13 protein-coding genes are annotated in these 15,260 nt (G+C 50.0%); 5 read left to right on the top strand and 8 right to left on the bottom strand.

Annotated features, from left to right (window positions below; translation table 11 throughout):
* Nucleotides 1-8 precede the first annotated feature (8 nt).
* The 8 genes from OEV79_00455 to OEV79_00420 form a co-directional block, all read right to left on the bottom strand.
* Nucleotides 9-557, bottom strand: a complete 549-nt coding sequence (locus tag OEV79_00455) for an orotate phosphoribosyltransferase (GenBank protein MDH4209910.1) — start codon at nt 555-557, stop codon at nt 9-11.
* Entirely contained in the window at nt 535-1,272 is a 738-nt protein-coding gene (pyrF, locus tag OEV79_00450; GenBank protein MDH4209909.1) for an orotidine-5'-phosphate decarboxylase, read from the bottom strand. The genes OEV79_00455 and pyrF overlap by 23 nt, the downstream gene beginning before the upstream one ends.
* Before the next feature lie 66 nt (nt 1,273-1,338).
* A complete protein-coding gene (locus OEV79_00445; protein ID MDH4209908.1) occupies nt 1,339-2,169 on the bottom strand; it encodes a dihydroorotate dehydrogenase in 831 nt (276 codons plus the stop codon).
* Complete coding sequence (locus OEV79_00440; protein MDH4209907.1) at nt 2,159-2,905, bottom strand: hypothetical protein; 747 nt, start codon at nt 2,903-2,905, stop codon at nt 2,159-2,161. The genes OEV79_00445 and OEV79_00440 overlap by 11 nt, the downstream gene beginning before the upstream one ends.
* A gap of 3 nt (nt 2,906-2,908) precedes the next feature.
* Nucleotides 2,909-4,258 (bottom strand): tetratricopeptide repeat protein, encoded by a 1,350-nt coding sequence (locus tag OEV79_00435; protein ID MDH4209906.1) that lies wholly within the window; start codon nt 4,256-4,258, stop codon nt 2,909-2,911.
* A gap of 63 nt (nt 4,259-4,321) precedes the next feature.
* Nucleotides 4,322-5,749 carry a TldD/PmbA family protein gene (locus OEV79_00430; GenBank protein MDH4209905.1) on the bottom strand — a complete coding sequence of 476 codons (1,428 nt, stop codon included), beginning with the start codon at nt 5,747-5,749 and terminating at the stop codon, nt 4,322-4,324.
* Nucleotides 5,750-5,821: 72 nt separating this feature from the next.
* Nucleotides 5,822-7,114, bottom strand: coding sequence for a HAMP domain-containing histidine kinase (locus tag OEV79_00425; protein ID MDH4209904.1), 1,293 nt, complete (start codon nt 7,112-7,114; stop codon nt 5,822-5,824).
* 52 nt (nt 7,115-7,166) lie between these two features.
* Complete coding sequence (locus tag OEV79_00420; protein ID MDH4209903.1) at nt 7,167-8,831, bottom strand: M6 family metalloprotease domain-containing protein; 1,665 nt, start codon at nt 8,829-8,831, stop codon at nt 7,167-7,169.
* A gap of 262 nt (nt 8,832-9,093) precedes the next feature.
* Here OEV79_00420 and OEV79_00415 point away from each other — a divergent pair, with 262 nt between their 5' ends.
* The 5 genes from OEV79_00415 to OEV79_00395 are packed head-to-tail and all read left to right on the top strand — an operon-like array spanning nt 9,094 to nt 15,253.
* Nucleotides 9,094-9,636, top strand: a complete 543-nt coding sequence (locus tag OEV79_00415) for a prepilin-type N-terminal cleavage/methylation domain-containing protein (GenBank protein ID MDH4209902.1) — start codon at nt 9,094-9,096, stop codon at nt 9,634-9,636.
* A gap of 11 nt (nt 9,637-9,647) precedes the next feature.
* On the top strand, nt 9,648-10,100 hold the full coding sequence (locus OEV79_00410; GenBank protein ID MDH4209901.1) for a prepilin-type N-terminal cleavage/methylation domain-containing protein: 453 nt from the start codon (nt 9,648-9,650) through the stop codon (nt 10,098-10,100).
* Between the two features lie 8 nt (nt 10,101-10,108).
* Complete coding sequence (locus tag OEV79_00405) at nt 10,109-11,101, top strand: prepilin-type N-terminal cleavage/methylation domain-containing protein (protein MDH4209900.1); 993 nt, start codon at nt 10,109-10,111, stop codon at nt 11,099-11,101.
* Nucleotides 11,098-11,574 carry a hypothetical protein gene (locus OEV79_00400; GenBank protein ID MDH4209899.1) on the top strand — a complete coding sequence of 159 codons (477 nt, stop codon included), beginning with the start codon at nt 11,098-11,100 and terminating at the stop codon, nt 11,572-11,574. The genes OEV79_00405 and OEV79_00400 overlap by 4 nt, the downstream gene beginning before the upstream one ends.
* A 16-nt stretch (nt 11,575-11,590) precedes the next feature.
* Nucleotides 11,591-15,253: a PilC/PilY family type IV pilus protein gene (locus OEV79_00395; GenBank protein ID MDH4209898.1), complete on the top strand. Its 3,663-nt coding sequence runs from the start codon at nt 11,591-11,593 to the stop codon at nt 15,251-15,253.
* Nucleotides 15,254-15,260: the final 7 nt, after the last annotated feature.

The following is a 15,260-nucleotide window of genomic DNA, read 5'->3' as shown; positions in this document are numbered from 1 at the left end:
TCCGAATACTACACACCGCCCAATTTCTGTAACTGTATACCGCTCTTACACAACGGGCATTTTTGGGGATCGAAATTCTCAACCCTCTTTTTATAAACTGAAAACGGAGCAAAAGAAAGTTCTTCAACTGAACGGTCAATGAGCACGGCAACGTCGGCAACTTCCCCGCCCATCTGGCGGATCGCATCGAGCGTCTCGACTATCGATCTGCCGGTAGTCAGCACATCATCGACCAGGAGAACACGCCTGCCCCTGATCTCAAAACCCCGGCCTACAACGCGTTTGCCTTCTCTTTCCTCTGCAAAACCCGAATATACACCCAATTGCCGTGCGACTTCGAATGCGATTATTATTCCTCCGGTTGTGGGACCAATGACCCACTCGATGTTGTCTTGTGCGTATTTATCTACGATGATTTTGCACAAACGGGACGTAGCATCAGGGTTTTCCAATATTCTGAATTTTTGAAAATAGAATTTGCTGTGCAATCCCGAGTTGAGGAGGAAATGACCCTCCTGCAACACCATTGATTCCCTAAGTAATTTCTCGATATCCATTTTCCATCTCCTCCAGAATTGCTTCTACAGCCGCGACCGGATCTGCCGCCTTGACGATCGGACGTCCGACCACCAGATAATCCGCACCAGCCTTAATTGCCTGCCCAGGCGACGTGATCCTCGCCTGATCATCATCCATAACGCCGCTCCCTGCCGGTCTGATACCAGGCGTCACGATCAAGAAATCGTCACCACAGCACTGACGAATGGGCACTATCTCCCTGGGTGATGCCACGGCACCGTCGAGGCCAGCACTCCGCGCCAATTGCGCAAGAAATAACACCTGCTCGGCAAGGGTTCTTTCGACATTACCGAAAAGGTCATTAAAATACGCCTCATCAATGCTGGTAAGTACGGTGATTCCAAGTAGCTTTGGTTTTTCTCTACCGTTCTGACCAGCGCCACTTAGCACCGCCTTCACCGCTTCCTCCAACATGGAGAACCCACCACTTGTATGGATCGTTATCAGGTCAACCTCCATCATGATCGCCCCGTCGCAGGCACGGGCAACGGTGTTTGGTATATCATGATATTTCAAGTCGAACATGATCTTCTTGTCATGCTTCTTCAAATATGTAACGATTTCTGGACCGAAGAAAGTAAATGGTATTGCGCCTATCTTGTAATATATCACACGGTCACCGAGATTATCGACCAGCGCCTTTATTTCCGAACTATCGGTCATATCCAGCGACACGATCAATCTTTCCTTCATCAAACCCCCTTCTAACATATGGTCACAGGTTAATGGGTTGGAAGGCTGGACAGTGGCATCGCGTCCTCAACCCGTATAACTTTCCAGTTCCTTGATAATCCTGAGCGGTGCGTATGGATCGCGCAGCGTTGCTGATCCGATCTCAACTGCAGAAGCACCGGCTAGCAGAAATTCATAGACGTCACGACCTGACATGATCCCGCCAACGCCGATGATAGGAACTTCCAGATCCTTCAAATAATTTACACAGTATAGAGCAAACGGTTTGATTGCAGGGCCGGAGAGTCCTCCCTTTATCATAACCTTCCTCTTATTGATATCAAAGGCCATGGCATGTAGCGTATTAATAAGCGATATGCCATCGGCACCTGCTTCAACGCACCTTCTCCCGATAACCAACGGGTCACAAAAATTTGCGGTCAGCTTCACTATTACCGGAAGCTTCGTTACCTTACGCACCTCGGCGACGACGCGGGAGCAAACTTCAGGGTCACGACCAAACGCGACTCCCCCTCCTTCAACATTGGGGCAGGAGACATTGAGTTCGAAACCGTCGACCTCGGTGCCTATCTCGCCAACAATCTGCACGAAATCATTCACGCTGAACCCGGCCACGTTCACGAATATCCGAGTCTTGAGCTTACGCATCTTCGGTAAGATATCCTTGCAGAAAATCTCGACTCCGGGGTTTTCTAGTCCGACCGAATTTATCAAACCGCATGCTGTTTCATAGACCCGGGGGGATGGATTACCACCGCGGGGCCGCGCCGTAATCCCCTTCGTGAAGATCGCGCCCGCTTTATTTGTAACACGCTTGTATATCAAGCCATACTCAAACGTCCCCGACGCAAGAAACACCGGGTTCTTGAAATCAACACCAAAGATACTACACTTCAAATACTATTTCTCCAAGTTCGAGAACGGGGCCGTCAGTGCATATTCTGTGATACTCGTTCTTGTACATTATGGCACAACCCAGACATAGACCACACCCACAGCCCATGAAGTCCTCGCAGAACGCGTAGATCGGCATCGGAAGATTCAGCTCCTGGAGAGCAATGAACATTTCTCTCGGCCCGCACGCGTAGGCGGCGCCGTAATCACCAAGGTCCATCTTCTGTATTTTTGAAACTACTGTTTCCTGCTTCTTGTAACCTCTTTCGGCCACGAAAACAGACCGTTCAGACATCTTTGCCAGTTCATCCCTAAAAATGAATTCATCCTTCCTTCGCACTCCGTAGAGCACGTCAAAGCTGATCTTGTTTCTGAATAAATGTTCAGCCATGAAGTGCAGAGGTGCAATGCCGATGCCGCCTGCAACGATCAAACTCTTCCTCTTCGGCGGTCTGAATCTACGGCCAAAAGGACCGAGCATTTTCACAAATTCACCGGGTTCTTTCATGCCGAGTATTCTTGTTCCCCTGCCAACGACTTTTACTACAATTAGTAGCCTGGCATTCACGTAGGAAGCAATGCTGATCGGCCTGTTGAGAAAAGGATCCACCCCTTCATCTACCTGGACCTGGAAGAACTGTCCCGGTAACGGACGGATCCCTGGCAACCTGAATTCAAGCCCAAATATGCTTGTGGTAAACCATCGCTTCTTTATGATGCTGAGTCTGTGCAAAACCATGGCCTATCGTTCCGGAATGACTTCCACGGAATCCAATTCTACGGCCTCCAGGATCTGCTGTGCGCTCATCGCGTATTCAGTGCGGGGGTAGGAGCCGATCAAAGAACGCGCAAGTCTGGTTGCCAGCGTGTCATCACCATATACGTTAGACGCTATCCACAAATGGGCATACAATGCCTTCGGTGCCCACTTGCTATTCGGAAAATCGTTGTAGACCTTCTGGTATCCCTCAAGGGCTTTCGGAAGGTCGTTTAGATCTGCAAAGTAAATCTCGGCCAGCAGAAATTGTGAACGCACTTCGTCTTCAGTCTCGGCGGTCAGGGTCTGGACCCGCTTGAGCACTTCCGATCTCTTTCTCGCCTTCAGACCGTATTCACTATTAGGTGCTTTGATCAGGGCACTGTCGTAGCTGGCAACCGCGAGGTCAATACTATCCTCATTCTCGTGCAGCTGCGCGATCTCGTAGAAAGCCTCAGCCGCCACCTCGGGCGTTCTATTCTGCGAGAGCTCTATGCATATGTCTTTGGCCTCGGCAATATTTCCTGTTCTCAGATACAGATCGGCGAGGAGGTCCCTGAATTCAGGATCTGTCTCACCCAGCAGAAATTCCTTGCATAGATCGAACTCGCCGATCTCAAGATATATCTCCGCGATCCGTAATTTGAGGTCTCGCCGTTCGTTCTCATCCCTAGTAATGGAAAGCAGCTGTGTTGCCGTTTCGAGCGCCTCCTCATAGCGCTGCTCACTAAATTGCGCCATGCTCACGAACCTTAGAACAGTACGCCTTTCATCGTAACTCAGCGAACCTGCCTTCAAGGTGTCCGCGATCTCATAGAGATCCGAATAGTTGGCGTCACCGTAGTACACGTAGAGCAGCGCGATCAATGACTTCTTCCTGTATTTTTTGGAGTTCATTGCTTCAGTGAGCGCAACAACCGCCGAACCATATCTCTTGAGCTTGTAGTTTGCCAATCCGACAAGATACAACGCCTCGTATTGATAACTCGAGCCGGGATAGTTTTGGATCAAGAAATCCAACTTCTCCAGACTCCGCGAATAGTCGCCCTTATAATAGTAAGACGCACCCATCATGAAAAGCGCATCATCAATCCATCGCGTACCCGGATATTTCACGATTATCGATGTCGATTTCTCAATTGTCTTGCTGAAGTTCTCCGAATCGGTTACAAGTGTATCATGCTTGACGGACTTTCTGCCTTCGCGGTAATAATTTTTAGCATTGTATACAGTATTGAAATAAGCACAGGACGAAAGTACTATGATGGCAGCACAAATGAAGAACACCGTCGATACGACGTTGATTTTGTGGCTATCTTCTTTCAGCTCTCTCAAAAAAACCTCTAACGCGTTTCACTTAGCCATCTGCTCAAACGGGGTATCCATGTTCCGGATCCCTTATTTGGCAATTCCGATCTGCACACCCCGAAATCTCGCCGGCGTAGTACCGTGCCCCACAAACATGATCTGACCCGGCTCACCCTTGCCGCAATTCGGCGTTCCATGCATACGCCAGGAACCCTTGTCGGCAACTGCATCACAATTCTTCCAGAACTGGGGAGTTATTCCTGCATAAGTTGGATTCTTGTAGACTCTCGTCAACTTACCATTTTCGATCTTCCTCGCTATTTCACAGCCGAATTGAAAATTAAGGCGTTTATCATCTATTGACCATGATTTGTTTGTTTCCAGAAAGACACCGTCATTCGTATCCGCGATCATATCTGCAAGCTTCCACTTACCTGGTTCGAGATTGATATTGGTCATACGGATCAAGGGGATTCTGTTCCAGCCATCAGCCCGCATCGCCCCACTCGATTTGCTATTGACTATACCCGCAGTCTCCCGAGAAGTCAGATATCCAACAAACATACCATTTTTGACAAGGTAAACGCGCTGTCCCGGCACGCCTTCATCATCCCAGCCAAAAGTACCGAGACCCCCCGGTACGGTCGCATCAGCAACGATGCTGACCACATCCGACCCGTACCTGAACTTACCGAGCTTATCCGTGGTCAAGAAACTGGTCCCGGCGTACGAAGCCTCGGTACCGAGTACCCGATCGAGTTCGGCAGGATGTCCGCATGATTCATGCACCTGCAAAACCATCTGGTCATCGTTGATGATTACCGTCGTCTCCATTTGCGGGCACTGTTCAGCGGTAAGTAACATCAGCGCTTCGTCGGCGACCCTCGGCGCATTCTTCAAGTATTCCATCGATTTTATGAATTCAAACCCTTTTTGCGCGTAATCGCCATAGGACCGGAATTGGATCTCTCCCTTATCCATGGCATACGCCTTGATGTTGCCGCCGGAGAACAAGAATTCCTGTGTTACGAACGAATCGTTCGTTGACGCAAAATAAACTCTATTCCTCTGAAATCTAAGCGACGCCTCACTATGTTTTATTCTCTTGTCCTTGCGCATCGCCTTGTCACACGAAAGCAGCATGTCGATCTTTTCGCTGAGCGGAATTTCCATGGGATCGATCTTTACCTTTGTGCTGTAATTCCCCTGCTGTGCCGGCAAGGAAGTCAATTCAACGCCTTTTGACCTGACGGTTGCCGATGCAAGTGCAATATTCAAAGCATCCTTCACAATCTTGTTGGCAACACTCTTCTTTATCTCGTTCGACGAAGCAAAACCCCAGGCCGAATTCTTCAGAACGCGTACCCCAAAGCCAACATCAGAATTACGCGTGATAGACTCAATGATCCCGTTCTTCAACACTATCGATTCGGATTCCCGCTGCACGACCCGTACATCACCGTACTCAACCTTCTTTGCTCTCAGACTATCGGCAACACGCCTGGCAAATTGATCCATCAAAAACTCCTTTGCATTAATATATTCAATTTATTGCCAAAATCAAGACAGATATGGAAAACCCATCCTACTTCATTTTTCATGAACTGGAAACTCCAGAGTAAATGTCGTACCCTTACCCTTCTTTGAAGCGACCTCGATCCGGCCGCCATGTTCCTCAACTATTTTCTTGACATAAGCCAACCCCAAACCCATGCCCTCTGCCTTCCTTGAAAAGAAGGGGTTGAAGATCATCTCCAATTCACGTTCTTCAACACCCACGCCACTATCTGCGATCGAAAGAAAAACGAATTCATCCTTACGGCCGATTACGAGTTCAATGTGTCCCTTGTTCTTTATCGCTTCCTTCGCGTTCTTGAGTAAATTGCTGACAGCAACAGCAAGGAGTTCGTGATCGCCCTGAACACGCATAATATCAGGTGCACTTTCTTTGACAATGCTTATCCTCTTCGGCATCGAAACTCTTTCAAATGCATCATCCACCACTTTGTTCAAGCTTACAACGGAGAGATTGAGCCTCACTGGCTTTGAATACTCGAGTATGCGCACGATCAATTGCTCCATGTTGCGGCATTCCTTCACTATTTCTGAACCAGGCTTCTTGCCTTTCTCCACGAGCCGCGCCAGACCGATTATAGCGCCCAGCGAATTTCTGAACTCATGAGCAATATACGCCGAAAATTCAACGAGCATTTGTTCCCGCAGTCTGAGTTTTCGGTACACTTCATTGAAAGTCGTCGAGACAAAATCTTCGCGCTTCATTTCAATACCAAAGTCGTGTGCAAGGTTGGCCACATAACGCATTGGGAGGAAAAGATTACGAATAAGAAAGACCCCGAGGAAACCAGTAAAGACCAGTGAGATCGTTATATAAAAAATATGCCAGCGGAAAATATTACCGAAGATGACTGAATAGGTGGGGATGAGCGATATGTAGACATACGCTGGTGGATCAGCACTCCTGTACAGGAATTCGTTATCTTTTTGAACGATTTCCTGAACGGCCGGTACTCTCTCAAAGCCGCCGGGGAACTCGAACCTGTTCGTGGCGGTCATGATGCCAAAATGGGTCCATGAATCGTACACGCGGTTGCCGAGCGTGTCAGCGATAACAAGATGATCGAGATTGAAAGAGCGGGACAGGCTCTTGAAAAGAGTGCTCAGTTCACGACTATCGTAACCGCTTCGCAAATAATCGCGGCAAATATTTGAAATCGCCAGGACATTATTCCTTCCATAATTCACGAACTCATTCCTGAACTGAAAACTGATATAGAGATTAAAAACTGCTACAAAGAGAATGAGTATTATGAAAACAGTTGCGATCGCACCGATGTCACGCGGGTATGATCCACGCAGTTTCATGACACATCTCCGGTCGGCACGCGTTGTCCGTGTATTTTGTGCATATGATGTTTTACCTTATTATGGTCAAACGACCCGTCCGTCTTTCTACCTTATCACCGCGGATCTCGATGACGTACAAATACATGCCGCTCACCACATCTTCGTCCCGGTCGTTTTTCAAATCCCAGAAAGCCCTTCGGGCAAATCGGTCGATCTCGTAGGGTTCGGTGTCGAGTACTCTCACCCGCTCCGCGGCTATATTATAGAGGGTAACCTTGAATTCGGGGAACTGACTGCCCAGCTCAACGGTATCAGAAGGCACGTACGAGATGATGACTCTCTCGCCCCACGACGGTGGTCGATCGGCACGGTAAGGGTTGGGCAGCGAGTAAATATTACCGAGGAGAACAGGTGTTACCCAGAACGATGCGGTCATGACCGAATCGGCCGGGCCAATGTCATATACCCAAACTCCGGTCGGATTGCCTGCATAATCGAGGCTCGCTGGCCGCGACGTATCTCCAAAGCCGTATTCGCGGTTCTTCCAGAGATCGGCCATACTTCCAGTGTCAGGCAAAAGGAATCGAAGATCACCGTCTGCCTGCATAACGCCAACCAGGGGATGATTTTCATCGCTATTACTACCCTTTGCGTCATCGACGTGCAATATCAGGAGACCGTCGCCTGGCAGGCTCTGGTCAAACCCGCGACGCATTCTGTTTTCAACCAGAAAATATTCACCAATTGTTCCGGGATATTCCCAATTCGGACCATCGGGGTCTTCAAGAAGCCTGACCGCAAATGGGCTGCATGACGCACAAGGAACACTTTGATGTTCGTATCTGGAAACACCAATTCTATCAACCGCCAGGGGCACGAGAAATCCCAATTGATACTTGGACCAGGCGCACAGATGGGACGGGGACGAACCCGGGATCTGACGATCGTCTCCCCTTCCCCACGATCCAGCACCCATAAGACCGAAAAGGCCAATGCCAAAAGTGGAATAATCAGTATCATAAAGATCAGGCAAACCGAGAATATGTCCAAATTCATGAGCAAAGACACCGACCGTAATACGGCTGGTATACAGCTCGAATCTCTCCGGCTCCATCGAATAATAGTCTACATAAACTCCGTCATCGGTCAGGTATGCAGAAGGGCACCCAGTACCAGTGTTCGAAAGCTGCCACTGATGGGACCAGATGTGCGAGGTGTAGCCTGGAAATCCTTCCTCTGCTCCGGGGCCCGAATGAACGACGAACAAGATATCAACAGTATCATTCCCATCTTCATCAAACTGGGTGAAGTCTACTGAAGGATCAGCAAGACTGCATGCTGCCCAGACGATTCCCTGCGCATTCCTGGGAAAGGTCCCCGGGTAAAAGCCAAATGAATCGCCCACGTAGTACGAATAATCCCCGGGTATGCGATACCAGTCGCTGACCTCACTCGACTGACTTATCGTGAATCTGCCGTAGGACACTTCCCGGTAATAATCTCTGAGTGAAGCGGTATTGTCAAAATAAATGAGCGAATCAAAAGACATGCTTGCATACTGGTGTTGGTTATCTGGAAAATCAACGAGCAGGACCAGCGCCCTTTTTTCCCCGATCGGCTTGGGCAGGCGCGTGATCCCCGCATTCATTAAATAAGGATACCGCGGCGGGATGTTTCTCAGCTCTGTATAGGGATTGGGAGGCATGAAAAAAACCAAAAGGCTGAGCACCAGCATACCCTATTATACGTAAGCAAGTCGCACTGTCAACGTCCCTGATTTTTTCAAGGAAGTCTCCGCTATTGTACAGCACACGCACGATTCCAGTTAAAAACCAGACTTGTTTGCGTAATGACAACTGGGTAAAGATTTACCCAATATATGGAGAAAAATCCCCATCCGTCATTGTTTTCTAACAAAATGCCTTAAATTTCATTGCTTTCAACAAAGATAACAGGAATGGATTTTGCTACATAATACAGCGGAGAATGGAGGTATTATGGGAAAGAATTCACAAATGAGGCGATCATCACACAGGCATGGTTTCACGCTCGTCGAATTGATGGTCGTCATTGGGATCATAGGTATTATTGCGTTGCTCGTCGTACCAAATTTCGCCAGTATGCAACGGAGGGCACGAACACGCAGCGCGGCGCAAAAGCTGGCACAGCACATCAAGATGATAAGGGAGAGGGCTATTGCATCGAGTGGAAACTACCTATTCTCTTTTCCCGACGCCCGCCACTATCGCTTGCAGCGCCCAGACGGAATGACCGTAGATTTCAGATTAGGAGACACCGATGCGGGACAGGTCCGCTTTGGTGGTGCTAATGTTGCGAACCAGCCACCCGAAGCGAGCATGGTCGCACCAGGTGTTAACGGCATCGATTTTCCCACCGGTGTGCTCTTGATCGACGCGCGTGGTGGAGCAACGAGCGGTGTCGCTTATATTACCGACGGAATAGATAATTATGCGGTTGGTGTTAACCGAGTAGGTAAGGTCGCCACCTACGAGTATGCAGGTGGTACCTGGAATCCGTAGAGGAGGTGGAGATGAACAAGATTCTCAGGAAAAATTCCGCGAAGAAAAATGCTGCAGGCCGTAAGGGGTTCACTCTTGTCGAGGTACTCGTAGCGATCGTCGTCTTAGCCATAGGCGTGCTTGCGGTTTCAAGGCTCACGGTGATGGGGATACGGACCAGCACGCTCATGAATCGCCGCATGTACGCAAGAGATGTGCTGAACCGCCACCATGAAGAATTAATGGGGCTCCCGACGAACGACTCGATACTTCGCTATATCGCATCAGCTGGCCTTGATGATACCATCACCCCTGATTACGAAATATCCGAGGTAGTAGGCGGCGGCCCGTTTCGTGTTCTGTGGAACATTGCTGACAGCATGATCGTCTCGGTGCCAGACCCGCGTTTCAAAACGGTCCGGATCCACGTATTGTGGATGCAGGCGGCACGGCCGGTCTCTTCGGATTTGATAAAACGTTACTAGGAGGAATGATGCAATTTTTCAACCATCATTTGAGAACTTCGAATAAGAATTTCACACAAAAGGATCGCAGGTCCGGCATGACACTTGTTGAGTTGATGGTCTCCCTGGTCATTCTGATGATAGTTCTTGGTGCAGTCTATTCGATTCTCAACCTGCAACAAACAAAATCCATTCAGGTAACGCGGACCACTGTACTACAGACCGATGCACAGGTTGCATTCACGCTTGTGAAGTGGGATCTGCTGCTCGCCGGGCTTGGTTATCCATACGAGCTACAGGATGCACTGCAATTGGCGAACGTTGGTTCAGATGCCACACTCAAGGGAGTTGGCCTCGGTTTCGAGATGAATCGCACACAGTGGAGTTATCTGCTCGACAATGTCGATGGTTCGACCCTGCCGGTACGGAGATGGGACGATAGCCTCGCCAATTTTCAGATCGGTGATACGATAATTGTAATAAACGAAGTACGCAAGGCAATGTACCAGGGTTTGATCATCACGGGTATAGACACATTCACATATTACGACCCGATATGGAACACCCCGACCCATGGATTCCGTCTGCATATCGGACCTTCAATAACCGCACGTGCCGGGCTCATGGTCTTTAGACGTAACTCTGATACGTACAACACCGGACTGACATACAACCTAGCGGGTGACACTCTGATGCGCGGCAATGAAGCGCTCTTGACCAATGTTGAAGCAATTCAGTTCCGTTATGGTATCGATACTGATGGTGATGGCATAGTCGATTCCTGGGGTGCAAATAATAATCCGCCGTTCAATGCGAACTATGTTAACAAATGGGCAGTACGTTTTACCATGGTCGTGTCATCTGACGCCATGGCCGGATACGAGACACTCGAAGATTCCGTGACCATTGAAAACGATCCACCATACACTTACCCGCTCGACTTTAATCAAAAACGCAGTAAACGCGCGATACTCAGCAGCATTGTCTATCCTCAGAACCTACAACCACCGGAGGGATTATGAAAACCGGAAAAATCAAGAATCACGAATCAGGTATCGCCCTGTTAGCGGCGTTAGGAACCATGATCATCATCCTGATCGTCGGCTCGATGGCCCTGTACATCGTCATCCGCGGCATGAGTGTTACGCGTGGACAGTTAAGGTACGAAACAACATATGAAGCGGCTATCGCCGCACTCGAAATTGGCAAAGCAAAGGCAGAAAGCCTCAATACCTTTCTGGATGCTAACCCCTATATGTATGATACTGTACAACTGGGTGGGTATAAAGCTTTTGTTACGGCCGAACGTACCTCGGCACAGGTCATCACGATGTCCGGCACAGCCATGAAATTCGCTCGCGCCCTGTCGGGCCCGGGATCAACGCCAGCATCAGGCAGTTACCGGACATATTATATTAGTGCGACAATAGTCGGCCGGGGCGGTGAAAGAGTCGGCGTTGAGGCTCTGCAGCGCTACACCGTACAGGCTAATTAATTTCAAGGAGGATAAGATGCACAAGATTGCAGGTTATCACAAACCATCGCTCATATTCTTCGTCAGCGTATTGCTGCTATGCACCACCTTGGGCAAGGCGCAGGACACGACCTTAATTGACACGGCTTTCTGCTGTTTTCCGCCTTTTACCTGGAAAACACCCACGCCCAACATAATGATCATACTCGACAATTCCGGTTCCATGGCTGACCGCGCCTACACTACAACAACTATTACGCAAGGCACCGCAGATGATACAGTGAGCTACTACGGATACTTCAATCCAGACAGCAACTACTTATGGGATGTCAATCGCTGGCGCGCGGACCCGGCAGGAACGATGCCCGGCCATATCATGAACTGGGCAATAATGAGCCGCGGGGATGTCGCGAAAAAAGCATTGATCGGCGGCCGAGGACCTTCAACCTTCGTTGCCATGTCCAACCCCAATCCGGTCAGATTGGAGAGTGAAGGAAGGGGTAGCTGGACCGTATACTACCGTTCAAACCTCGGCCAGGACCAGAACTACAGCAGGATCGATGTTACGCATAGTCTCGACCCCATGCTGAGTCGGGTGACAGTGACAAGAATCGGTAATGGTCCGTTGCCCACCACTCCGATACATGACGTTAAGGTAGACGTCCCAAGGGCAAACTGGGGCGGCATCATGGCCCAGTTGGCAGACAAAGATGGCGACGGCTTCTGGGATGAAAATGCCCCGCGATTCGGCCTCGCCGGCTTTCGTTACGGGCCAGGCGGTCTCTGGGAGGGCTTCAATGAAGGCAGCGGTGTATTCGAAGACAATGGCGGGGAACTGGTAGGTGGAAGCGGTTATATCGGTGGTTTCCTGTTCACTGATCTGTATCAGGACATCAGAAATGTGGTTTTCAACACATGGACGCCGATTGGCGAGTGCTACTGGGTAATGCTGCGGTATTTCTCACAGGCACAGACGTTCTACACCAATGCTGAATACTCAGTCGGCCCGGTAACGGTCAGGGATCCATGGTATGAAAAATCACTGCCAGGACCCTCGGGCTGGAGTAAAATGACACCATGCCGCAAGAGTTTTATTCTACTCATTACTGATGGCGAACCGACTATGGACCTCCACGTACCGGATAACAGCCTGATCGACATGCCCAATGCCACGAACCTCCGTTCGTATGCCACGTATGCAGGTTCAGGAGTACCAAATGGACCGAATTTAGCTGCGTATAGCAGTTTCGGTTCTAATTATCTCATTCATCTTGCCTATTACGGTAATATCAACGACCTCCGGCCTGACAGTGTTGATCAGAGCAACGCTCTGTGGCGCGACCGAAATCTACCTGATTTTCAGAATGTTTCGCTGTTTGGCGTTGCTGCTTTCGAAAGCAACCCTACATTGCAGCAGGCCTGCAAATTCGGTGGATTCACTGATAATAATGGAAACAACAGACCCGACCTGCAGATCGAATGGGACAGCGATTTCGACAATATCGCTGACAATTACTTCTATGCCGAGAATGGTTATGCATTAGAAGAAGCACTGATACGGGCGATCATGGAGATGATGGCCCGCGTCGCTTCGGCCTCACCGGTCGCGGTCGTGACCACGGGATCAAAGACCGGCGGCCAGGCTGTCCAGTCCCAGTTCTACCAGGTGAAGTTCTTCCCCGACGGTGAGATCGTCGACTGGCTCGGCACCACTCATTCGCTGTGGCTCGATCCGTTCGGGCTGCTCCGGGAAGATACTCACACCGATGCCACGCTCAATCTGTTGGACGACTATGTCATCCATATGATCTCGCATCAAACCGGCGTGACCATAGTGAGGTACCGGGATCTCTACGGTAATGGACAGACTCTCGATTCGGTTGGTATGGCAGATATTGACGACCTAGTACCGATCTGGGACGCCGGCGACTGGCTCTGGAATGTACTACCTGCTGACCGCAACATAAAGACTTTTGTCGACGCCAACAAGAATCATAGCGTGGAAGTAGGTGAAGTGATCGATTTCGAACCGGACAATGTAACCACGCTTCGCCCTTATCTCGGTGCAGCGACCGATGCCCAGGCCGACACCATAATAAGGTACATAATGGGGCAGGATTATCCGGACTTACGGACCCGCACTGTCGGAACCAACACCTGGAAACTCGGCGACATAATCAATTCTGGTCCTGGTCTGGTCGGCCGCCCGATCGAGCGCTACGACTTCATCTACGGTGATGCTTCCTATGCCCAGTACTACAACGAGTACCGTGGCCGACGTCAGGTCGTCTACGTCGGTAGTAACGACGGCATGCTCCACTGTTTCAATGCCGGTATCGCGCAAGTCGGGGACGATGCAATGAACCCGATGTCGCTCGACCCTGCACCCTATGATCTCGGAGAAGAACTATGGTCATACATTCCTTATAACCTCTTACCCCATCTAAGATGGTTGAAGAGTCTCCGCTACCGCCACTGCCACACGTATTATGTTGATCTGCGCGCCTATATCACCGACGCCCAGATATTCAATTCGGCTGACCCGAAATACCCGGGTGGCTGGGGAACCCTGCTCATCGGCGGCATGCGGCTTGGTGGATTTCCGATCTCAACACCGGCCGATACGTTCAGTTCCGCATACTTTGCCATTGACGTTACTGTTCCTGAAAACCCAGTACCATTGTGGGAATTCACTGCGCCTGACCTCGGGTTGACCGCATGCTACTCCACCGCGGTTAAGGTACAGGACAGGTGGTTCCTTGTATTCGGTTCGGGCCCCCAGAGCTGCTCTGGTGAATCCGCCCAGAATGCCCGAATATTCATAGTCGATTTGCGGACTGGAGCGCTCCTACGCACGATCATCGTGCCCGACGCTGCTTCGTTCATCACCAATATCTTCGCGTGTGATTGGGGCATTGACTACAATGTCGACCGGCTGTATTTTGGCGATGCATTCTACGCAGGACCTCCGACAAAAGCATGGCGCGGAAGGATCTACCGAATCTTGACCAACGACAATCCAGACCCCAACACCTGGACTCTGAGCATGGTCATGAATACACAACGCCCGGTCACGGCGGAAGGCAGTGTCTCTACGGATGAATATAACCATCTCTGGGTTTATTTCGGCTCGGGACGGCTGTTCAGTGAATTCGATATCGCCGATACAACGACACAGCAGCTTTATGTTGGTTTCCGTGATGATACAGTACATACAACAGATCCGCTCCAGCTGTACAATGTTACTAATGTGAATATCGACACACTGGGCAATGTGCTGCTGGGTGCCTCGGTCATCACCTTTGATTCCTTGAAGAGCCTGGTTAACAACCGGCTCGGGTGGTACCGATGGCTACCGGCTGGCGAACGGACCCTCACATCGACCCTGGTCATGGGCGGCGCCGTGCTCTTCACAACTTTCCGGCCGACCAACGACATCTGTTCTTATGGAGGTACGGCAAAACTATACGCCCTCTATTATCAAACGGGCACCGCGTATACTGAACCATTCCTAGGCTCGACTGGAAACATCAACAACATCTCACTTGGCCTTGGCTCGGGGATGCCTTCCGAACCAGCACTCTACGTCACGGCTGACCAAACAAAGGTATTCATCCAGGTTGGCGGCGTCATAGTGTCGCCACAAACAGGAATTCCTGGCCTTCCCAGAGGTGGCGTGATACTCTGGAAAGGAAGATAAGGAGGTC

This window comes from candidate division WOR-3 bacterium, assembly GCA_029858255.1.
Classification (GTDB): domain Bacteria; phylum Hydrothermota; class Tepidihabitantia; order SM23-42; family SM23-42; genus SM23-42.
This window is presented reverse-complemented; position numbering and strand designations above follow the sequence as displayed.

Coding starts and splice junctions, on each gene's coding strand:
- OEV79_00455 (MDH4209910.1), bottom strand. CDS start 557: ATGGATATCGAGAAATTACTTAGGGAATCAATGGTGTTGCAGGAGGGT.
- pyrF (MDH4209909.1), bottom strand. CDS start 1,272: ATGAAGGAAAGATTGATCGTGTCGCTGGATATGACCGATAGTTCGGAA.
- OEV79_00440 (MDH4209907.1), bottom strand. CDS start 2,905: ATGGTTTTGCACAGACTCAGCATCATAAAGAAGCGATGGTTTACCACA.
- OEV79_00430 (MDH4209905.1), bottom strand. CDS start 5,749: ATGGATCAATTTGCCAGGCGTGTTGCCGATAGTCTGAGAGCAAAGAAG.
- OEV79_00425 (MDH4209904.1), bottom strand. CDS start 7,114: ATGAAACTGCGTGGATCATACCCGCGTGACATCGGTGCGATCGCAACT.
- OEV79_00420 (MDH4209903.1), bottom strand. CDS start 8,831: ATGCTGGTGCTCAGCCTTTTGGTTTTTTTCATGCCTCCCAATCCCTAT.
- OEV79_00415 (MDH4209902.1), top strand. CDS start 9,094: ATGGGAAAGAATTCACAAATGAGGCGATCATCACACAGGCATGGTTTC.
- OEV79_00410 (MDH4209901.1), top strand. CDS start 9,648: ATGAACAAGATTCTCAGGAAAAATTCCGCGAAGAAAAATGCTGCAGGC.
- OEV79_00405 (MDH4209900.1), top strand. CDS start 10,109: ATGCAATTTTTCAACCATCATTTGAGAACTTCGAATAAGAATTTCACA.
- OEV79_00400 (MDH4209899.1), top strand. CDS start 11,098: ATGAAAACCGGAAAAATCAAGAATCACGAATCAGGTATCGCCCTGTTA.
- OEV79_00395 (MDH4209898.1), top strand. CDS start 11,591: ATGCACAAGATTGCAGGTTATCACAAACCATCGCTCATATTCTTCGTC.